This window comes from Tenacibaculum finnmarkense, assembly GCF_900239185.1.
Lineage (GTDB): Bacteria > Bacteroidota > Bacteroidia > Flavobacteriales > Flavobacteriaceae > Polaribacter > Polaribacter finnmarkensis.
Window position 1 is genome coordinate 26664 of record NZ_OENA01000053.1, and the last position, 19826, is coordinate 46489.

General features: G+C 31.6%; 22 protein-coding genes and 4 tRNA genes. 18 read left to right on the plus strand and 8 right to left on the minus strand.

Annotated elements, in window-relative coordinates:
- Nucleotides 1-132 precede the first annotated feature (132 nt).
- The 7 genes from AQ1689_RS05930 to gldA all read left to right on the plus strand — a co-directional run bounded on the left by AQ1689_RS05930 (nt 133) and on the right by gldA (nt 6894).
- Nucleotides 133-870, plus strand: a complete 738-nt coding sequence (locus AQ1689_RS05930; RefSeq protein ID WP_101955503.1) for an electron transfer flavoprotein subunit beta/FixA family protein — start codon at nt 133-135, stop codon at nt 868-870.
- A 96-nt stretch (nt 871-966) separates the two neighbouring features.
- Nucleotides 967-1920 (plus strand): electron transfer flavoprotein subunit alpha/FixB family protein, encoded by a 954-nt coding sequence (locus AQ1689_RS05935; protein WP_101914979.1) that lies wholly within the window; start codon nt 967-969, stop codon nt 1918-1920.
- A 147-nt stretch (nt 1921-2067) separates the two neighbouring features.
- Complete coding sequence (locus tag AQ1689_RS05940) at nt 2068-2694, plus strand: bifunctional nuclease family protein (protein WP_101955504.1); 627 nt, start codon at nt 2068-2070, stop codon at nt 2692-2694.
- A 13-nt stretch (nt 2695-2707) separates the two neighbouring features.
- A complete protein-coding gene (locus AQ1689_RS05945; RefSeq protein ID WP_101955505.1) occupies nt 2708-4468 on the plus strand; it encodes a NupC/NupG family nucleoside CNT transporter in 1761 nt (586 codons plus the stop codon).
- 95 nt (nt 4469-4563) lie between these two features.
- Entirely contained in the window at nt 4564-5388 is an 825-nt protein-coding gene (locus AQ1689_RS05950) for a thymidylate synthase (protein WP_101914995.1), read from the plus strand.
- Between the two features lie 77 nt (nt 5389-5465).
- A complete protein-coding gene (locus AQ1689_RS05955; protein ID WP_101955506.1) occupies nt 5466-5957 on the plus strand; it encodes a dihydrofolate reductase in 492 nt (163 codons plus the stop codon).
- A gap of 40 nt (nt 5958-5997) precedes the next feature.
- Complete coding sequence (gene gldA, locus AQ1689_RS05960) at nt 5998-6894, plus strand: gliding motility-associated ABC transporter ATP-binding subunit GldA (protein ID WP_101955507.1); 897 nt, start codon at nt 5998-6000, stop codon at nt 6892-6894.
- A 106-nt stretch (nt 6895-7000) separates the two neighbouring features.
- Here gldA and AQ1689_RS05965 read toward each other — a convergent pair.
- Nucleotides 7001-7082: transfer RNA gene (locus tag AQ1689_RS05965), tRNA-Leu, on the minus strand.
- Between the two features lie 101 nt (nt 7083-7183).
- Here AQ1689_RS05965 and AQ1689_RS05970 point away from each other — a divergent pair.
- A complete protein-coding gene (locus tag AQ1689_RS05970) occupies nt 7184-8572 on the plus strand; it encodes a dipeptidase (RefSeq protein ID WP_101914974.1) in 1389 nt (462 codons plus the stop codon).
- A gap of 111 nt (nt 8573-8683) precedes the next feature.
- On the opposite strand, the gene AQ1689_RS05975 is transcribed toward AQ1689_RS05970, so the two are convergent.
- The 6 genes from AQ1689_RS05975 to AQ1689_RS06000 form a co-directional block, all read right to left on the minus strand.
- Nucleotides 8684-9499: a purine-nucleoside phosphorylase gene (locus tag AQ1689_RS05975; RefSeq protein ID WP_101955508.1), complete on the minus strand. Its 816-nt coding sequence runs from the start codon at nt 9497-9499 to the stop codon at nt 8684-8686.
- Nucleotides 9500-9700: 201 nt separating this feature from the next.
- A complete protein-coding gene (locus AQ1689_RS05980) occupies nt 9701-10147 on the minus strand; it encodes a DUF6678 family protein (RefSeq protein ID WP_101955509.1) in 447 nt (148 codons plus the stop codon).
- Between the two features lie 102 nt (nt 10148-10249).
- The gene (locus AQ1689_RS05985) at nt 10250-10768 is read right to left on the minus strand and encodes an SMI1/KNR4 family protein (RefSeq protein ID WP_101955510.1); all 519 of its coding nucleotides are present in this window, start codon (nt 10766-10768) and stop codon (nt 10250-10252) included.
- Nucleotides 10769-10935: 167 nt separating this feature from the next.
- Nucleotides 10936-11019 (minus strand) — tRNA-Leu (locus AQ1689_RS05990).
- A 70-nt stretch (nt 11020-11089) separates the two neighbouring features.
- Nucleotides 11090-11173 (minus strand) — tRNA-Leu (locus AQ1689_RS05995).
- Nucleotides 11174-11223: 50 nt separating this feature from the next.
- Nucleotides 11224-11295: transfer RNA gene (locus AQ1689_RS06000), tRNA-Gly, on the minus strand.
- 180 nt (nt 11296-11475) lie between these two features.
- Between AQ1689_RS06000 and cyoE the strand changes: the two genes are divergently transcribed.
- From cyoE to tsaB, 10 genes are all read left to right on the plus strand, one after another.
- Complete coding sequence (gene cyoE, locus AQ1689_RS06005) at nt 11476-12378, plus strand: heme o synthase (RefSeq protein WP_101914970.1); 903 nt, start codon at nt 11476-11478, stop codon at nt 12376-12378.
- Between the two features lie 5 nt (nt 12379-12383).
- Entirely contained in the window at nt 12384-12968 is a 585-nt protein-coding gene (locus tag AQ1689_RS06010; protein WP_101914969.1) for a cytochrome c oxidase subunit 3, read from the plus strand.
- Nucleotides 12969-13024: 56 nt separating this feature from the next.
- Entirely contained in the window at nt 13025-14038 is a 1014-nt protein-coding gene (locus AQ1689_RS06015; RefSeq protein WP_101914968.1) for a cytochrome c oxidase subunit 3, read from the plus strand.
- Nucleotides 14039-14056: 18 nt separating this feature from the next.
- Nucleotides 14057-14395, plus strand: a complete 339-nt coding sequence (locus tag AQ1689_RS06020) for a cytochrome C oxidase subunit IV family protein (RefSeq protein ID WP_101914967.1) — start codon at nt 14057-14059, stop codon at nt 14393-14395.
- Nucleotides 14396-14471: 76 nt separating this feature from the next.
- Nucleotides 14472-15152 carry a hypothetical protein gene (locus AQ1689_RS06025; protein ID WP_101955511.1) on the plus strand — a complete coding sequence of 227 codons (681 nt, stop codon included), beginning with the start codon at nt 14472-14474 and terminating at the stop codon, nt 15150-15152.
- Nucleotides 15139-15786: an SCO family protein gene (locus AQ1689_RS06030; RefSeq protein ID WP_101955512.1), complete on the plus strand. Its 648-nt coding sequence runs from the start codon at nt 15139-15141 to the stop codon at nt 15784-15786. Before AQ1689_RS06025 ends, AQ1689_RS06030 begins: the two co-directional genes overlap by 14 nt.
- Nucleotides 15787-15800: 14 nt before the next feature.
- Complete coding sequence (locus AQ1689_RS06035; protein WP_058885946.1) at nt 15801-16322, plus strand: DUF420 domain-containing protein; 522 nt, start codon at nt 15801-15803, stop codon at nt 16320-16322.
- The gene (locus AQ1689_RS06040; RefSeq protein WP_101903259.1) at nt 16315-16530 is read left to right on the plus strand and encodes a hypothetical protein; all 216 of its coding nucleotides are present in this window, start codon (nt 16315-16317) and stop codon (nt 16528-16530) included. The genes AQ1689_RS06035 and AQ1689_RS06040 overlap by 8 nt, the downstream gene beginning before the upstream one ends.
- A gap of 221 nt (nt 16531-16751) precedes the next feature.
- Nucleotides 16752-18074: a TolC family protein gene (locus AQ1689_RS06045; RefSeq protein ID WP_232122515.1), complete on the plus strand. Its 1323-nt coding sequence runs from the start codon at nt 16752-16754 to the stop codon at nt 18072-18074.
- A gap of 107 nt (nt 18075-18181) precedes the next feature.
- On the plus strand, nt 18182-18859 hold the full coding sequence (gene tsaB, locus AQ1689_RS06050) for a tRNA (adenosine(37)-N6)-threonylcarbamoyltransferase complex dimerization subunit type 1 TsaB (RefSeq protein WP_101955514.1): 678 nt from the start codon (nt 18182-18184) through the stop codon (nt 18857-18859).
- Here tsaB and AQ1689_RS06055 read toward each other — a convergent pair.
- Nucleotides 18856-19662 (minus strand): mechanosensitive ion channel family protein, encoded by an 807-nt coding sequence (locus tag AQ1689_RS06055; RefSeq protein ID WP_101914962.1) that lies wholly within the window; start codon nt 19660-19662, stop codon nt 18856-18858. The genes tsaB and AQ1689_RS06055 overlap by 4 nt on opposite strands.
- Nucleotides 19663-19826: the final 164 nt, after the last annotated feature.

Genomic DNA, 19826 nt, shown 5'->3' on the forward strand with positions numbered 1-19826 from the left:
TGTTAGTTGTCTTTTTAGGCGGGTTATTTAAAATGTAAGGTAAACGATAATTTATTATGCACGCATAGTAAATTTTTAAAAAAAAAGTGTAACTTGTCAGCTCAAAATTAAGTTTCTTAAAAACAACGATATATGAAAATATTAGTTTGTATTAGCCATGTACCTGATACTACCTCGAAAATTAACTTTACTGATAACGACACAAAGTTTGATACAAACGGCGTGCAATATGTTATAAATCCTTACGACGAATTTAGTTTAACTCGTGCCATGTGGTTTAAAGAAAAACAAGGCGCAAGTGTAACGGTTGTAAACGTTGGAGAAGCTTCAAGCGAGCCAACCTTACGTAAAGCATTGGCAATTGGTGCCGATAATGCAATTCGTGTAAACGCAGTGCCAACCGATGGTTTTATGGTGGCTAAAGAATTAGCCGAAGTGGTTAAAAACGGAGCCTATGACTTGGTTTTAGCAGGAAAAGAATCTGCTGATTATAACGGGCAAATGGTACCAGGAATGTTAGCGGCTTTGCTTGATTTTAATTTCGTAAATTCTTGTGTAGGTGTTGAAATTGAAGGAACAAACGTAACTTTAAATAGAGAAATCGACGGAGGAGAAGAAAAAGTTTCTTCAGTATTGCCAATGGTTATTGCTGGTCAAAAAATGGTCGAAGAAAAAGATTTACGTATCCCTAATATGCGTGGAATTATGATGGCGCGTAAAAAACCATTATCAGTAGTAGAAGCAACAGGAGCTGTGGCAAGTACAGTAACCAAAAACTTTGAAAAACCTGTCGCAAAAGGCGCTGTAAAATTAGTAGATACAGTAGATGCTTTAATTGATTTATTACACAAGGAAGCAAAGGCAATTTAAGTATTTATCCGAAGTAAATAGTTATTTTAAAAATCAAGATTTAAAACCACATTGTTGCAAAATTATTTTTTGTGATAATTTAAAAAACATAAAAATATGTCTGTATTAGTTTTTGCCGATTCATCGGAAGGGAAATTTAAAAAAACTGCTTTTGAAGTAGTTTCATACGGAAAAAAAGTAGCCGAACAATTAGCTAGTGATTTGGTTGTTTTAACAATAAATGCAGGCGATGCTTCTGAATTATATACTTACGGAGCTGAAAAAGTTGTAGAGGTAAAAAATGATGTAGCATCATTCAATGCCAAAGCATACGCATCAATAATAACACAGGTTGCCCAAGCAAAAAATGCCGATACGGTAATTATAGATTCAAGTATTGACGGTTTTACCGTAGCGCCTTTAGTAGCGGTAGCCTTAGAAGCAGGATATGCTTCAAATGTAGTTGCTTTACCAAGTAGTACAAGTCCGTTTACAGTAAAAAGAATCGCTTTTTCGAACAAAGGATTTAATAATACTGAAATTTCTACGGATAAAAAAGTAGTTGGTGTTGCTAAAAACTCTTACGGAGCACACGAAAATCCAGTAAGCGGAGCTACCGAAAGTTTTGATGCTGTTGTACCCGAATTAACTGTAAAATCAGAAAGCATTAACAAAGCTAGCGGAACAGTAACTATTGCCGATGCTGATATTGTAGTTTCAGCAGGTAGAGGATTAAAAGGTCCTGAAAATTGGGGAATGATTGAAGAATTAGCATCCGTTTTAGGAGCTGCAACCGCTTGTTCTAAGCCAGTTTCTGATTTAGGATGGCGTCCTCACAGTGAACACGTTGGGCAAACAGGAAAACCTGTAGCGTCTAATTTATATATCGCTATTGGAATTTCAGGAGCAATTCAGCATTTAGCAGGAATTAACGCATCAAAAGTAAAAGTAGTTATTAATACCGATCCTGACGCGCCTTTCTTTAAAGCAGCAGATTACGGAATTGTTGGTGATGCCTTTGAGGTAGTACCACAATTAATAGAAAAATTAAAAGCATTTAAACAAGCATAAATTTTAATAGAAAAATTTTCTTTTTATAGAAATTAGAAATCAATTCATAATTTTTAGTAAATTGCACCCGTTTAAAATGGCTGTCTAAAATTTGAAGCATATCGCCAAAAATTTAGACAGCCTTCTTTTTATTTATTACAATCATACATGAGTTTAATTAAACTGAATATTAAAGGAATTTCGTATAGCCAAACTCAAAGTGGTGCGTATGCGTTAGTGCTAAGTGAAACAGGCGGAGAGAGGACACTGCCTATAATTATTGGTGCTTTTGAAGCCCAATCTATAGCGATTGCTTTAGAGAAAGAAATTCGTCCACCACGACCACTTACCCACGATTTATTTAAAACATTTTCCGATAGGTTTTCGATTAAAGTAATTCAAGTTGTTATCCATAAATTGGTAGATGGCGTTTTTTATTCGAGCTTAATTTGTGAACGAGATGGATTTGAACAGGTTATTGATGCCCGAACTTCGGATGCAATTGCGTTAGCCGTTCGTTTTGATGCTCCTATTTTTACCTACGAAAATATATTAGATAAAGCAGGTGTATTTTTAAAAATGGATGAAGAATTAATTATTGAAGAAGATTTAGAATCGGATGAAATAGCGTTTTCTTTAGAAGATGAATATGATGATGACGATAATGATAATGATGAACAAGGATATTCAAACCTGTCTTTACAGGAATTAAACGAGCAGCTTAATGAGGCTGTAGCGAATGAAAATTATGAATTAGCTGCGGAAATTCGCGACGAAATTAGCAAACGTTCTTAATAAACCACATACAATGAATAAATTATTTAGCCTCCTGATGCTTTTTGCATCTGTAATTACTTTTGGGCAAAACATAGAGAAAAATTGGAATTTCTCATCAATTACAACAATAAAAGGAACATCTTTAGTATCATCAACAGACGCTAAAGATGTTTTAAATTTATCAAAAGGTGAATTTAACTATTCGGTATTTGCTAAAGATAGTTTACACTTTTCAGGAAGTTACATACATCAAAACAATTTATTAATTTTTAATTATAAACAGCCAAAAGACACGGTTCGTTATTATAATATTACCCAATTATCAGACAGTTTATTAACTTTTTCTGAAAATAATGTGCTATATAATTTTAGCTCAAATTCTCAAAAAGTGATATCGGAAGTTGCGGTTTTAAAGGCATCCGAAGAAAAAAATAGTAGCAGTGAAATAATCCCAAGTCAAGGGTTTTCTATACAAAGTTTATGGCGTGGTGTTTTAGGAATGTTTTCATTGTTGTTAATTGCATTTTTATGTAGCGCCAACAGAAAAGGAATTGATTGGAAAATAGTTGGGCTAGGGCTTGTTTTTCAATTGGTAATCGCAATTGGTGTTTTAAAAGTACCTTTTGTACAATCAATTTTTGAATTTATAGGAAAAGGGTTTGTTAGTATTTTAGGGTTTACTCGAGCAGGAAGTGAATTTTTATTTCAAGGGTTAATTTCTGATATGGATACTTTCGGATTTATTTTTGCCTTTCAAATATTACCAACAATTATTTTCTTTTCGGCATTAACATCTTTATTATTTTATTTAGGAGTGATACAAAAAGTGGTAAAAGGCTTGGCATGGTCATTAAGTAAGGTGTTAAAAATATCAGGTGCAGAAAGTTTATCGGTAGCAGGAAACATCTTTTTAGGGCAAACCGAAGCGCCTTTATTGATCAAGGCATATTTAGAAAAAATGAATAAGTCGGAAGTCTTATTGGTAATGATTGGCGGTATGGCAACTGTTGCCGGAGCAGTTTTAGCAGCTTATATCGGGTTTTTAGGTGGCGATGATGAAACCTTAAAATTGTTTTATGCAAAGCATTTATTAGCAGCCTCAGTAATGGTAGCGCCTGGAGCAATTGTTATTTCTAAAATTTTATATCCGCAAACCGAAGAAATTGTTACCGATATAAAAGTATCGCAAGATAAAATAGGTTCAAATATATTAGATGCTATTGCAAACGGAACTACCGAGGGCTTACAATTGGCAATGAATGTAGGAGCAATGTTATTGGTTTTTGTCGCTTTTATCGCTATGATAAATGGTGTTTTAGGAACTTTTGGAGGCTTTGATGGAATCAATTATTTAGGTTGGGAATTTACTTCTCTAAATACCATAATAGCAAGTTCAACTCCTTTTAAAGCACTTTGTTTAGAGTTTATTTTAGGCTATGTTTTTGCACCTTTAATGTGGTTAATCGGTGTTGCAAAACAAGATATGGCTTTAATGGGACAGCTTTTAGGAATTAAATTAGCAGCGAGTGAATTTGTAGGATATATTCAATTATCAGAACTTAAAAATGCAGCAAACTTAACGCATTTAACCTATAATAAATCAATTATTATGGCTACTTATATGTTATGTGGTTTCGCAAATTTCGCCTCTATTGGTATTCAAATTGGTGGAATTGGCTCGTTAGCGCCAGGGCAACGTAAAACATTATCAGAATTTGGGATAAAAGCCTTAATTGGTGGAACAATTGCTTCTTTAATGTCAGCAACGATTGCTGGTATGATTATTGGGTAATAACTAAGTTAAATAATAGTATATCATTTAAAAAGTTTCAATACTAAAAATTGAAGCTTTTTATTTTATCAGCAGGGTATTTAGAACAACAACAAATGAAGCAATATTTAGACTTAGTACAACAGGTTTTAGACAACGGAAACGAAAAAGGAGATAGAACAGGAACAGGTACAAAAAGTGTTTTTGGGCATCAGATGCGATTTGATTTAAGTAAAGGTTTCCCGATGGTAACCACTAAAAAGTTACACTTAAAATCGATTATTTATGAATTACTTTGGTTTATAAAAGGCGATACAAATATAAAATATTTACAAGAAAACGGTGTTAAAATCTGGAATTCTTGGGCAGATGAAAATGGCGATTTAGGACCTGTTTACGGGCATCAATGGCGCAACTGGAATAGCGATGAAATTGATCAGTTAAAAGAGGTAATTGATACATTAAAGAACAATCCGAATAGCCGTAGAATGTTGGTTTCTGCTTGGAATCCGTCTGTAATGACCGATACTTCAAAATCATTTTCAGAAAATGTAGCCAACGGAAAAGCAGCATTACCGCCCTGTCATGCGTTTTTTCAGTTTTATGTAGCTGACGGAAAATTATCCTGTCAATTATACCAACGAAGTGCCGATATATTTTTAGGAGTTCCTTTTAATATCGCTTCTTACGCTTTATTTACCATGATGATTGCACAGGTTTGTGGATATGAAGCAGGGGAGTTTATCCATACTTTTGGTGATGCACATATTTATAATAATCATCAAGAGCAATTAGCTTTGCAGGTTTCTCGCACCCCAAAACCGCTTCCGACGATGAAAATAAACCCGGCAATTAAAAACATTGAAGATTTTACCTTTGAAGATTTTGAATTAGTTGGTTATGATTCGCATCCGCACATAAAAGGTGTGGTGGCGGTGTAATTTTTTATATCTTCGGAAAAGAAAAAATAAAGCGGCATAAAAGCGTAAGAAAATAGCCGTTTATTAAATTAAAATCTATGATTACAATAATTGCAGCAATAGCAAAGAACAATGCTTTAGGGAAAGGAAACGATTTAATCTGGCATTTACCTGCCGATTTAAAACGCTTTAAAAAAGTAACTTCAGGGCATCATATTTTAATGGGAAGAAATACTTTTGAAAGCATCGGGAAGCCTTTGCCAAATCGTACTTCTGTTATTATCAGCAGAAATAAAAATTACGTTAAAGAAGGCTGTTTAATTGCTGATTCTATTGAAAAAGCTATTGATTTATCAAAAGATGAAACCGATATTTTTATTCTTGGAGGCGCGCAGATTTACAAGCAAGCACTTGAAAATAATTTAGTAGATAAGCTAGATATTTGTTTGGTACATCAGGAGTTTGAAGCCGATGTTTTTTTCCCTGAAATTGATTTGAATATTTGGAAACAAACCGCTAGAGAAGATTTTAAAGCGGATGAAAAAAACAAATATGATTATAGTTTCGTTTCTTATCTAAAGAAAAAATAATAGATTGGTTTAATTTTTTTGATAAAAATATAGCAATAAAATGTCAATACAACTTACCGAAATTTCTAAATTTTATGGCACTCAAAAAGCCGTAAATAATATTTCTTTTGATGCTCAAAAAGGAGAAATCGTTGGTTTTTTAGGACCAAATGGTGCTGGGAAATCAACGAGTATGAAAATTTTAACAGGTTTTATTCTCCCAAGTGAAGGATCGGTTTTTGTAAGTGGCATCGATGTGCTTAAAAATCCTATTGAAGCACAAAAAAAAATTGGTTATTTGCCAGAGCATAATCCGTTGTATTTAGAGATGTATGTTCGGGAATATTTGCAATTTCAAGCAGGTATTTACAAGGTTTCAAAAACTAAAATAGCCGAAGTAATTGAAAAGGTTGGATTAACAGCTGAAGCACATAAAAAAATAGGGCAATTATCAAAAGGATATCGTCAAAGAGTAGGCTTGGCAGCGGCTATTTTACACGATCCTGAGGTGTTAATTTTAGATGAACCAACCACAGGTTTAGACCCAAATCAGTTGGTTGAAATCCGTGAATTAATTAAAGAACTTGGTAAAGATAAAACAGTTTTAATTTCTACGCATATTATGCAAGAAGTAGAGGCGGTTTGTACCCGAGTAATTATTATCAATAAAGGTGAAATAGTTATTGATAAACCTATTGCCGAACTTAAAACAAGCAAAGAACAAGTTATAAAAGTAACCTTTGATTATAAGCTAGAAGAGCAGTTTATTCAGCGTTTACCAAATATTGTACATTATAAAAATACGGTTGAAAACAACTGGATACTGACTTTTGAAACATCCGAAGATATGCGTCCTGTAATTTTTGATTTCGCTCAAGAAAATGGCTTAAAAATACTAGGTTTAAATACCGAAAATAAAAATTTAGAAAGCTTATTTAGAGAGTTGACCAAGGAGTGAAAAAACGTTATTATTTTGTTTAATGCTTGAAAATAATGATTTTAAAGTAATTTTAAATCAACAAAAAACCCTTAATTCGAAAGAATTAAGGGTTTTATAATTAAAGTACGGGAGAAGAGACTCGAACTCTCACACCTTGCGGCACCAGATCCTAAGTCTAGCGTGTCTACCAATTCCACCACTCCCGCGTACCTAGGTAATTGTGGGTGCAAATATAAACAATACTTCGAAACTACAAAGCAGAAGCACAAAAAATTTATTATTTTTGTGAGATATTAAATAACAACACATGGAAAACGTACAAAAATACATTGAGCAACATAAAGATAGGTTTATAAATGAACTTATCGATTTATTAAAAATACCTTCAGTAAGTGCCGATCCTGCCTACAAAAAGGACGTGTTAAATACTGCTGACTTTGTAAAAGAAAGCTTGGAAAAAGCAGGTTGTGATAAAGTAGAAATTTGTGAAACTCCAGGATATCCTATTATTTATGGTGAAAAAATAATCGATTCTAGCTTACCAACTATTTTGGTGTATGGTCATTATGATGTACAGCCAGCAGATCCTATCGAATTATGGACTTCGCCACCGTTTGAGCCTGTTATTAAAAAAACAGATATTCATCCTGAAGGAGCAATTTTTGCTCGTGGTGCTTGTGATGATAAAGGACAGATGTATATGCACGTAAAAGCGCTAGAATACATGACAAATACAGGGAATTTACCTTGTAATGTTAAATTTATGATTGAAGGTGAAGAGGAAGTTGGTTCAGAGAGTTTAGCTTGGTTTGTTCCTAGAAATAAAGAAAAATTAGCCAACGATGTTATTTTAATTTCTGATACAGGAATGATAGCCAAAGATGTACCTTCTATTACTACAGGTTTACGTGGATTGAGTTATGTAGAGGTTGAGGTTACAGGTCCTAATAGAGATTTACATTCTGGTTTATATGGTGGAGCTGTGGCAAATCCAATAAATATATTAACAAAAATGATCGCTTCTTTACAAGACGATAAAAACCAAATTACGATTCCTGGTTTTTACGATAATGTAGAAGAGTTAAGTTTGGAAGAGCGTGCAGAAATGGCGAAAGCTCCTTTTTCGATAGAAGCTTACAAAGAAGCTTTAGATATTAAAGAAGTACATGGTGAACAAGGGTATACGACAAACGAACGCAACTCTATTAGACCAACTTTAGATGTAAATGGAATTTGGGGAGGCTATACTGGCGAAGGTGCAAAAACGGTAATTGCGTCAAAAGCTTATGCCAAAATTTCTATGCGTTTAGTACCACACCAAACTCCTGATGAAATTACAGAGAAGTTTACTACGTACTTTAAAAGTTTAGCTCCAGATTCGGTTACAGTAAAAGTAACTCCGCATCACGGAGGGCATGGTTATGTTACTCCAATTGACAATATCGGTTATAAATCGGCAAGTAAAGCTTATACAAAAACCTTTGGGAAAGCGCCAATTCCGCAACGTAGTGGAGGAAGTATTCCTATTGTTTCTTTGTTTGAAGAAGAATTAAATAGTAAAAGTATTTTAATGGGCTTCGGATTAAATTCGGATGCCATTCATTCGCCAAACGAACATTTTGGAGTTTGGAATTACCTAAAAGGAATTGAAACAATTCCTTATTTTTATGAGTATTTCACCGAATTATCAAAATAAAATATTTTTTAATTATAAAAATAGCCTTGATTTATTTCAAGGCTATTTTTTTTTATCAATAGTTTTAATGCTAGCTACTATTCATTTAATAGCGTTTATTTATAAATAAGATTATAATTTAGCGATTAATTCTTTAAATAATACAATCATTTTTGGTTCTGCTTTACCCGCCACGGAAATAATATCAGCAATATTTACAGGTTGTAAATTTTTAGGATCACACTCATCGGTTAAAACAGAAATAGCAGCACAAGGAAGGTTTAATTGCTTAGCTACAATCACTTCAGGAACGGTACTCATCCCTACAGCATCTGCTTCTAAAATTTGTAACATTCGGTATTCTGCTCTGGTTTCTAATTGCGGGCCTACAACACTTGCATACATTCCTTCATGTAATTCTATACTATTATTACTTGCAATTTCTTTCAATAAATTATTGATTTTTTTAGAATATGGTTCAAGCATATCTGCAAAAATATTACCGAAATTTTTAGCACCTTTAAAAGCTAGGGGAGAACCGCCTTGTAAGTTTAAATGGTCTTCTAAAAGCATTAAATCGCCTTTTTTATAGGTTAAGTTAATTGCTCCAGCGGCATTTGAAATTAGTAAGTTTTTAATTCCTAAGCTGTGCATTGTTCTAATTCCGTAGGTAACTTCCCATAAATTATAACCTTCATAAACATGAAAACGCCCCGCCATTACAAGTACTTTTTTTCCTGATAAAGTTCCATAAATTAATTTCCCTGAATGAGATTCAACTGTTGCTTGTGGAAAATGAGGAATATCGGCATATAAAATTTCTTTTTCAATATCAATTTCGTTGATTAATTTCCCAAGCCCTGTTCCTAAAACAATTCCTATTTCGGGGTTTGTAATTCCGTTATCGATTAAATATGTAGTGGTTTCTTGTAAGTGTTGTTTTTTCATTTTTGATGATTTTTAAGTTTATATTTTAGCACTTATTTTTTTATAAAAATTATTGAAATGCAGGATGCTTTGGTTTTTATTTAGAGCTTTTTTAAATTTTATTCTAAAAAAATATAGAGGAAAAACCCCTTGGAGTCCTATTTTACCGTTATAAAACTTTTTTAGATGAAATTTAAACAGGCTCATACAACGATTAACGACTTAAAAATCTACTTTTTTTTCATATCCATAAATAAATACGCCTTTTTCTGTTACGTCATATTCAATTTTCTTTCCAGTATCTAAACATTTTTTTAATTTATCTATATCTTGATTTTCTATTTTTGGTTTTAAAATTTCGTTACGATTAGTTCTTTTATAAATTCTTAGAGAAGGAATAAATATGTATTCTATTTCTTTTAATTGATAAGTTCCCCAAAATCCTTCAAGATATTTTCTATTTATAAAATCGGTTTGTTTGGGAATATAAAAATCCCTCAATTTATCATCAATTAATAATTTTACAAGTATTTGATATCCAAAGTTAATAGTATTCATCTTTTTAAATAAATACTTCCATTTAGTATCACTCATAAAACTTGTTCTTTTTGAAATTTCGTTATTTAATTTTTTTCTATATCTAACAGTATTTTTATTCTCTTCATTCATTTTTAGTTTTAATTACTTTTTAAAAATAATTATTTTAAATTTCTTTTTCAATTTTCATTAAGTTCAAAATAGCCTTTCTGTTTGTTACTTAGCTAAATTTTATTATTCAGTATTAATTTCTTCATTTAAGAATTCAATTACACCTTTTATATATTCCGTTAGATTTTCATAAACTTCTTCTCCTGGTATCCAATTTGCGAATTTCCAATATTTCCAATTTCCTTCTTTTTCAATTGGTGGAATTAAGAGAAACTGTTGTTCATCATTAATACCAGCAATTATTAAACTACTTTCTAATTCTTTTTCAAAAGTTCCATTAGGCTCATTCTCTGTCCATATTCTCACCATTTCGGGGAAAACATTTTTTAGGTAATCAACTTTTTGAATAGGTATAAAACTTGGTTCAACTGCATCTGTAGAAGTTAAAAATCCATTTGAAATTAATAAGAGATTTTTATAATCATTTGGAAATTTAACATTCAATTTTAACTCAACTTTGTTTATTTCTGTAAGAGTTGTATTTAGATTTCCTATCCATTTTTTTTCAATTTGTTTATCTGAATAAACATAATCATTCAGTTCAATTGATTTTTTGAATAACTCACTTAATATTTTTTTCATTTGGAAAATAGTGATAAGTTTATTTTATAGAGTGGAACTGGATTATTTCTATTTACAATTAATTGATAAAGTACAACATTTTATTTTTTAAAAGATGAAATTTCAATTTTCAATCATTTAAATAAAAGACAATAAAAAAGCCTTAACAAATAAATGTTAAGGCTTAGTACTGAAGGCGGGACTTGAACCCGCACGACCCAAGGGTCATTGGATTTTAAGTCCAACGTGTCTACCAATTCCACCACTTCAGCAAGTGGATTTTTATATTTAATTTTTTGACTCTTTCTTAAAATAAACCTCGCTAATAAAAGCGAGGCTTAGTACTGAAGGCGGGACTTGAACCCGCACGGCCCAAGGGCCATTGGATTTTAAGTCCAACGTGTCTACCAATTCCACCACTTCAGCGTGTTTGATTGTAATCAATCAAATTGGAATATTTTTTAAGAAAGTCTCAGAGCGAAAGACGGGATTTGAACCCGCGACCCCCACCTTGGCAAGGTGATGCTCTACCCCTGAGCTACTTTCGCGTAGTCAAAAATTATTTTAAAGATCGTTTGCATGTGTTGCAATGCGGGTGCAAATCTACAACCTTTTATTAGATAAAAAAAACTTTTTTCATTTTTTTTTAAAATATTTCAATTAGCCCCCTTTTTTATGGTCGTTAAGTAAGAAAGAAATATCTTTGCAAAAATAAAATAACCATCGCATTGAATTCAAAATCACCCGTACATAATAAAGTATCTTTAAAATCATTGTTCAATGATTTTAAACAATTAACCAAAGTAGGTTTGTCTATAAGTGTTGTTTTTACTTCTATTACTGGGTACTTATTAGGGGCTGAAACAATCGATTATACCATTGTACTTTTACTAGCCTTTGGAGGTTATTTAATGGTGGGGGCGTCGAATGCTTTTAATCAAGTAATTGAAAAAGATATTGATGCTTTAATGCAGCGTACTAAAGATCGTCCTTTACCAGCAGGCAGAATGAGTACAACTGTAGCATTAACTATTGCGATTATTTTTACCATAGTCGGTATTGGTGTTTTATACGCCATTGATCCTAAATGCGCTTTGTTTGGAGCGGTCTCTATTTTTTTATACACCAGTGCTTACACGCCTTTAAAAGCCGTAACACCTTTGGCTGTATTTGTAGGTGCTATTCCTGGAGCGATTCCTTTTATGTTAGGTTGGGTTGCTGCAACAGGTCATTTTGGTATTGAAGCAGGATTTTTATTTATGATTCAGTTTTTCTGGCAATTTCCTCATTTTTGGGCAATTGGTTGGTTGCAATTTGAAGAATATAATAAAGCAGGCTTGCACATGCTTCCTATGGATAAAAAAGACAAAGGAGCAGTTGTCCAAATAATTTTTTATACCTGTATTATGATTTTAATGTCGGTAGCACCGGTGTTAAAAGTAACAGGTAACTTTTATATTTATCCATTAACCGCTGTAATAGTATCATTATTAGGGGTGTTAATGTTGTACTATGCTTTTCAATTATATAAATCAGAAAAAAATACTGACGCACGAAAATTAATGTTAGCCAGTGTTTTTTATATAACAATCGTACCTATAATTTACGTGGTCGATAAATTTTTACACTAATAAAAATGAGCGCACAAACTTTACAAGAAGAATTAAGGGCTGGTAAAAGAAAATCAGCTAAACCAATGTTATGGATTTCGATGATTAGTATGGCTATGTTTTTTGCCGGGCTGACAAGTGCTTACGTGGTAAGTCAGAAACGAGATGATTGGGTTACTTTTGATTTGCCACAAGCATTTTACATCAGTACCGTTTTAATTATACTAAGTAGTATTACCTTAATAATATCGCAATTATTATTAAAAAAAGATAATTTAAAAGCTTCGCTGCTCTTTTTGTTGGCAACTTTAGTCTTAGGAATTGGTTTTGTATGGTTCCAATATGTAGGTTTTAATGAATTAAGAGCTGTTGGTTTATTTTTTACAGGACCTGAAAGTACCGTTTCTACCTCGTTTGTTTTAGGGATAACTTTCATGCATATTTTACACCTTTTAGCGGGTATAATTGTACTGTTAGTCGTTATTTATAATCATTTTAAAAAGAAATATTCATCAGCTGATACGCTTGGCTTTGAGTTAGGTGGAATCTTCTGGCATTTTGTAGATATTTTATGGATTTATCTATTTTTCTTTTTCTATTTCATAAGATGATGAAAATTGCGTAATTTTGGCACACTGTTTTAACAAAAATTAACAAAAAAAGATTTATGGAAGCAAATATTGCTGTAAATTCTGACAAGAAAGAAGCCTGGGGCGGCGGTGGTGAAAAACCATTTGGTGCTACCTATGGTAAAATGATGATGTGGTTTTTCATCGTTTCAGATGCGTTAACCTTTTCAGGTTTTTTAGCCGCTTATGGATTAACTCGTTTTAAATTTATTGATTCATGGCCAATCGCCGATGAAGTGTTTACTCACTTTCCGGGATTACATGGTGTGCATGCACCGATGTATTATGTAGCCTTAATGACATTTATTTTAATCATATCATCAGTAACAATGGTGTTAGCGGTTGATGCGGGTCATCAAAAGAAAAAAAATAAAGTTGCTTGGTATATGTTTGCAACGATCATTTTCGGAATTATTTTCGTAGGATCACAAGCATGGGAGTGGAAAAACTTTATCAACGGTTCTTATGGAGCTGTTAAAACGACTAACAATCATATTTTGCAATTTGCAAAACAAGATGGTGTTGATGCTGAAGGAAATCCTAAATATCATCAAATAGCTTTAGCTGATTTTGTACACGCGCAAAGAAAAGATGATAGAATTCAGCACACACGTGAAAACGGGTTGTGGTTTGAAAAAGAAGCAACAGTTTCTGAGTATTCAGTAGCACAAATTCAAGAAGCTTTTAAAGCAGATCCTTCTTTATTAATAAGAACGGAAAAATTAGACCTTGCTACAAAGCAAAAAATAGTTTTATCAAGAGCTGAAAGTTTAGCTAAATTACCTTTAATGACCAAGGTTGTTGAAGGAGCTAATTTACATGAAAATGAATATGGGAATCCTATTTTTGCAGATTTCTTTTTCTTTATTACAGGTTTCCACGGTTTTCACGTATTATCAGGAATTATCTTAAATATTATTATATTTTTCAATGTAGTTTTAGGTACTTACGAACGTAGAGGACACTATGAAATGGTTGAAAAAGTAGGTTTATATTGGCACTTTGTAGATTTAGTTTGGGTATTTGTATTCACCTTTTTCTATTTAGTATAATTAAAAAACGATATTAAAATGGGTCACGCACACGAATCAAATAAAAAAAGAATCTGGATTGTTTTAGCAATCTTAACAATTATAACAACTGTTGAAGTAGCTTTTGGTATTGTTAAACCAGCTGCATTGCATTTACACGGTTTAGGAACTAGTTGGTTAAACTGGCTTTTTATAATCTTAACATTGGTAAAAGCATATTATATTGCTTGGGCATTTATGCACTTAGAAGGCGAAAAAACATGGTTTAGAAGATCAATTGTTTGGTCAGCGGTATTTTTAGTTTCTTATTTACTATTTATTATTTTAATAGAAGGTAATTATTTACATGAAACATTAGCGCCATTAGTAAAATGGTAATCAAATAAAATTTTTAGAAAAAAGGTGGTTTTAACCACCTTTTTTTGACTTTAATTAGAACTGAATTAGATTTAAAATGAAAAATTTTAAAAAATTTACGGTATTATTTGCACTATTTATAGTGCCATTATTGTTTTATATATTACTACAGTTAGGAACGCATAATTTTGGAAAGTTACCAATAGTATCTAAAAGTGTTATCGATATTTCGTTAATCGATAAAAGTATTTCTTTTGACAGAAGAGTGTCGGTAGTTACTTTTTTAGGAAACGACATCGCCTTGGCAAAAGGAGAAGTGTATAATTTAAAGGAAAAAATTTACAATAAATTTTCTAATTATGTAAGTTTTCAGATGATTTCTTTGGTTGATAAAAGCCAGAAAGAAGAAATAGAAGCCCTAAAAAAAATGCTAAGTGTTAATACTGATTTAAGCAGGTGGAATTTTGTTTTTGCTTCATCCGAAGAAATGCAAGCCTTACACGAAAGCTTTAAAACAGGCGTTTCTTTAGATGAAAATAGTCATTCATCAAAAGCCTATATTATTGATAAAGAACTTAATTTAAGAAGAGGTAAATCAACTATTAAGAGTTTAGAAAACGAAAACTTATTTGGTTACACGATGAAATCAGTAGCTGAACTTAAAAATGATATGATTGATGATATCAGCGTTGTTTTAGTCGAATATAAAATGGCATTGAAAAAGAATAATAGTAGTGACGACCGAAGAAAAAACAGCATTTCAAATGAAAAAAAATAACTATTCATACGTTGGAATTTCGTTTATTATTTTATTATTTGGTATTTATTCGGTACCAAAAATTGTAAAACACTTTCAAACTTCCGATTTACATACTTTTAATAAAGTACCAAGTTTTGAGTTTATCAATCAAAACGGTAAAACAATTAACAACAAAGATTTTGAAAATAAAGTATATGTTGTAGAGTTTTTCTTTGCTAGTTGCCCAAGTATTTGCCCTATAATGAATGCTCAAATGGTTACGATTCAAAATGAATTTATAGGGAATCCTAACTTCGGAATTGCTTCTTTTTCGATTACTCCCGAAATTGATAGCCCAAGGCAATTAAAACAATATGCACTTCAAAATGGCATTAATCATAAAAACTGGCATTTATTAACAGGTAAATCTGAAGATGTTGTGTATGATTTATCGAACAAAGGATTTAAACTATTTGTAGGAAAAGGCGAAGTTTCGCACGGAGGTTTTGAACATTCAGGCTTGTTTGCTTTGGTTGATAAAAACGGAAATATCCGTTCTCGTTATGATGAGCATGGAAATCCTATTATGTATTATCGAGCCTTAGATGAACACGGTTTTGGAAATCAAATTAAAGAATTAAAACAAGATATTAAGTTATTATTAAAGGAATAATTTAAACAAGTATTATGAATACAAAAGAACAAAAATATAAAAAATTAATCAGCATTGTATCTATTGTAATTCCAATAGCTGTGGCGGCATTGTTTGGAATTAAAATTCCTAATGTTGAGCCGTTATCGTTTTTACCACCAATATATGCGAGTATAAACGGACTAACCGCTGTATTATTAATAGCATCAGTAATTGCGATTAAAAAAGGAAATAAAAAATTACACGAACAACTAAATACTACAGCAATTGCTTGTTCGGCACTATTTTTAGTACTGTATGTGGCATATCATATGACTTCAGATTCCACCTCATTTGGAGGGCAAGGAATTGTGAAGTATATCTATTTATTTATTCTGATAACACATATTATATTATCAATAATTGTAATTCCTTTTGTATTGATTACCTTTATGAGAGCTCGTTTAGGTGATTTCCCTGAACATAAAAAAATAGCAAAAATTACGTTTCCTTTATGGTTATATGTTGCTGTAACAGGTGTAATTGTGTATTTAATGATATCTCCATATTATGTATAAAAAACTTTTAATAATTTTAGTATTAATTATTTCTTCGGATGCAAATGCCCAATGCGCTATGTGTAAGGCGGTTGTAGAAGGCGGAAATGAAACCATTGCCGAGGGCGTTAATAACGGAATTACCTATTTAATGATATTTCCTTATATTTTAGTAGGAGTATTATTTTACTTTATCTATAAACATAAAAAATCATCAAAAAAGTATTAAAAAATGAACACTCTAAATAAGAGTGTTTTTTTTTGTAACATATATTCATTTTAGTCGTCTTATAAAAAAAAGAAACTGGTTTTTTCATTATACTTAAAAATAAAAAAGAAACCTGTTTAAAAACACATCGTTTAGTAATCAATAACTTAGTAATTTCATTTTATTGATGACTTCTTTTGAATTAGCTAACTATATTAAAAACATTCGTCTTGAAAACAAAAATGGTAATACTCGCAGCTTTATTTACTTCGATAGCTGGTTTTTCTCAAAAACAATGGACATTAAAACAATGTGTTAATCACGCATTAGAAAATAATATTACTATTAAACAAAATAAGCTACAAATTAAATTAGCTGAAAAAGATACAGAAATAGCAAAAGGTAATTTTTTACCCAACCTAAACGGTTCTACAAGTTCTAATTTAGGTTTTGGTTCCACTTTACATCCTGTTACAAGAAATTTAGTATCACAAAATACCTTTGGAAACTCATATAGTTTAAATACAGGAGTAACAATTTTTAATGGTTTTAGAAATTTAAACACTTTAAAACAAGCAAAATTAGGTGTTCAAGCACGTAAATTAGAGGTAGCCAAAATAACCAATGATATTTCTTTAAACGTTGTAAATTACTATTTAAATGTACTGTTTGCAAAAGAAAATTTAAAGGTCGCTAAGGTACAGTCTGAAATAAGTAAAAACCAAACAGCACAAGCAACTATAAAATTTGATGCAGGTGCAATACCAAAAAGTGATTTATTAAATGCAAAAGCAACTGCTGCTAATGACCAACAAAATTTAGTACTACAAGAAAACACCTTAAACTTAGCCTTGTTAAATTTAAAGCAAGTATTGCAAGTTTCTAGCCCTAATTTTGATGTAGCAGCTATAAAAATTGATGCACCATCTGCTGCTTTATTGTATGATTCGGCACAAAGTGTTTACAGCAAAGCGCTTACAAACAGACCTGAAATAGCCAATGCTAAATTGAATATTAAAAATGCAGATTTAAGTATTGAAATGGCAAAAGGAGCTTATTTACCAACACTAACAGCCTCAGCAAATGCCGCCACAAATTTTGGGCATAGTTTTGATTTACTTCCAGGGCAAAAACCTAACACTTACTTTTTTAAACAATTAAAAGATAATTTAGGCTATGGTATTGGGCTTTCATTAAATGTGCCTTTATTCAATCGTTTTCAAACTAAAAATAGGGTTGCAAAAGCTGCAATTAACAAAGAACAAAGTACTTTTAATTTACAAAGCAAACAATTACAATTAGAACAAGAAATAACAACGTCATTTTTAGAAGCCAAAGCAGCAGCAAAAACATTTGAAGTAGCAAAAATATCATTAGAAGCACAAAAAGAAGCCTTTAAAAATGCACAAGTAGGTTATAAACATGGTTCAATAACACAATTTGATTTTGATCAAGTACGCAATAAGTTGGTAACAGCTCAAGGCGTAATGATTCGCTCTAAATACGATTATGTATTTAAAACAAAAGTCTTAAAATTCTATTTTGGAGAAGCTATTGTTGATTAATAATCACATTATTTTAGACTAAAAAACGGCGTTATGTAAAAACTAACGCCATTTTTTGTTTATAATGTATCTTTGCAAAAAATTTGTAATAAATAAATAGATTTCAATTGGCAATAATTTTAAATATAGAAACAGCAACCAAAAATTGTTCGGTATGCTTAGCAGAAAATGGCGAAATTATCGCTATTAGAGAATTAAACGACGGTAATTACTCTCATGCAGAAAAATTACATCCATTTATTCAAGAACTTTTAACCCAAGCAAAGATAACAGCTCCTAATATTGATGCCGTAGCCGTTAGTAAAGGACCAGGTTCATACACAGGGCTTCGCATTGGTGTTTCGGCAGCAAAAGGAATTTGTTTTGCCATAGATAAACCGTTGATTTCTATTGAAACATTAAATTCATTAGCACATAGTATTTCTGTAGATCAAGGTTTAATTGTACCGATGTTAGACGCTCGCAGAATGGAAGTATATTCAGCAGTTTACAACTCAAAATATGAAGATGTACGTGAAATTCAAGCTCAAATTATTGATGAAAACTCTTTTAAAGAAGAATTAGCACAAGGAAATGTTTATTTCTTAGGCGATGGAGCAGCCAAATGTAAAGAAATATTACAGCATGATAACGCTATTTTTATTGAAGATAAATTTCCGTCGGCAACACAAATGGCAGTATTAAGTGAGGCTAAATACAAAAAAAACGACATCGAAGATGTCGCTTATTTTGAACCTTTTTATTTAAAAGATTTTGTTGCTGGTGTTGAAAAAAAGAAAGTTTAAGCTTCTTTTTGAATTTCAACAGCATGTGGATAAGGAATTTCAATTCCAGCCTTGTCTAATGCTATTTTCATATTTTCAATAATATAAAAATGAGCCGTCCAATAATCGGCAGATTTCACCCAAGTTCTTGTGGTAAAATTAACAGAACTATCTGCTAATTCACTAACCATAACAGCAGGTTCAGGATTTTTCAAAGCATAAGGAGTATTGTTTAAAACACTTAACAATACCTCTTTTGTTTGTTTGATATCAGCATCATAAGAAACGCCAAAAACCAAATCAACACGCCTGTTTTCTTCCGAAGAATAATTAACAATATTTCCGTTAGATAATATTCCGTTAGGAACAATAACCTCTCTATTATCAATAGTGTTTAACTTGGTTGTAAAAATTTGAATCTCTTTAACAGTACCTTGTTCACCTTGCGCTTCAATATAGTCACCAATTTTAAAAGGCTTAAAAACCATAATTAATGCACCACCTGCAAAGTTAGATAAAGCACCTTGTAATGCCATACCAATAGCCAAACCTAAAGCGGCAATAATTGCTGCAAAAGAGGTTGTTTCTATCCCTAATTGACCTGCAACAGTAACGAATAAAAATATTTTTAAACCCCAGCCAATTAAACTAGCTAAAAAACCCTGTAAAGAGGCATCTAAATTACGTTTTAGCATTAATTGATTTACTGCTTTTGTTACAATTTTAATAACCCAAAGCCCTACAAATAAAAGAATTAATGCCGAAATTACTTTTGGGCCAAATTCAAATAAAAGGTCTTTTAATTTTAGGATGTTTTGTTCCATTTTATGATTTTTTAAATTAGAGTGTAAAAGTAAAGTATAAATTTAAAAATATCTGTAAAATTTATTTAAATGAAAAAATAAATAAACGACACTAAAACTCTAAAAATAGGAACTATATAAAGGTATTTAGAGTTTTGTTTTGTTGTTTTATTTTGAAGCAATTT

Bases quoted from the DNA above. Each gene is read 5' to 3' on its own strand.
- AQ1689_RS05930 (WP_101955503.1), top strand. From the start codon at position 133: ATGAAAATATTAGTTTGTATTAGCCATGTACCTGATACTACCTCGAAA.
- AQ1689_RS05935 (WP_101914979.1), top strand. From the start codon at position 967: ATGTCTGTATTAGTTTTTGCCGATTCATCGGAAGGGAAATTTAAAAAA.
- AQ1689_RS05940 (WP_101955504.1), top strand. From the start codon at position 2,068: ATGAGTTTAATTAAACTGAATATTAAAGGAATTTCGTATAGCCAAACT.
- AQ1689_RS05945 (WP_101955505.1), top strand. From the start codon at position 2,708: ATGAATAAATTATTTAGCCTCCTGATGCTTTTTGCATCTGTAATTACT.
- AQ1689_RS05950 (WP_101914995.1), top strand. From the start codon at position 4,564: ATGAAGCAATATTTAGACTTAGTACAACAGGTTTTAGACAACGGAAAC.
- AQ1689_RS05955 (WP_101955506.1), top strand. From the start codon at position 5,466: ATGATTACAATAATTGCAGCAATAGCAAAGAACAATGCTTTAGGGAAA.
- gldA (WP_101955507.1), top strand. From the start codon at position 5,998: ATGTCAATACAACTTACCGAAATTTCTAAATTTTATGGCACTCAAAAA.
- AQ1689_RS05970 (WP_101914974.1), top strand. From the start codon at position 7,184: ATGGAAAACGTACAAAAATACATTGAGCAACATAAAGATAGGTTTATA.
- AQ1689_RS05975 (WP_101955508.1), bottom strand. From the start codon at position 9,499: ATGAAAAAACAACACTTACAAGAAACCACTACATATTTAATCGATAAC.
- AQ1689_RS05980 (WP_101955509.1), bottom strand. From the start codon at position 10,147: ATGAATGAAGAGAATAAAAATACTGTTAGATATAGAAAAAAATTAAAT.
- AQ1689_RS05985 (WP_101955510.1), bottom strand. From the start codon at position 10,768: ATGAAAAAAATATTAAGTGAGTTATTCAAAAAATCAATTGAACTGAAT.
- AQ1689_RS06010 (WP_101914969.1), top strand. From the start codon at position 12,384: ATGAGCGCACAAACTTTACAAGAAGAATTAAGGGCTGGTAAAAGAAAA.
- AQ1689_RS06015 (WP_101914968.1), top strand. From the start codon at position 13,025: ATGGAAGCAAATATTGCTGTAAATTCTGACAAGAAAGAAGCCTGGGGC.
- AQ1689_RS06020 (WP_101914967.1), top strand. From the start codon at position 14,057: ATGGGTCACGCACACGAATCAAATAAAAAAAGAATCTGGATTGTTTTA.
- AQ1689_RS06025 (WP_101955511.1), top strand. From the start codon at position 14,472: ATGAAAAATTTTAAAAAATTTACGGTATTATTTGCACTATTTATAGTG.
- AQ1689_RS06030 (WP_101955512.1), top strand. From the start codon at position 15,139: ATGAAAAAAAATAACTATTCATACGTTGGAATTTCGTTTATTATTTTA.
- AQ1689_RS06035 (WP_058885946.1), top strand. From the start codon at position 15,801: ATGAATACAAAAGAACAAAAATATAAAAAATTAATCAGCATTGTATCT.
- AQ1689_RS06040 (WP_101903259.1), top strand. From the start codon at position 16,315: ATGTATAAAAAACTTTTAATAATTTTAGTATTAATTATTTCTTCGGAT.
- AQ1689_RS06045 (WP_232122515.1), top strand. From the start codon at position 16,752: ATGGTAATACTCGCAGCTTTATTTACTTCGATAGCTGGTTTTTCTCAA.
- AQ1689_RS06055 (WP_101914962.1), bottom strand. From the start codon at position 19,662: ATGGAACAAAACATCCTAAAATTAAAAGACCTTTTATTTGAATTTGGC.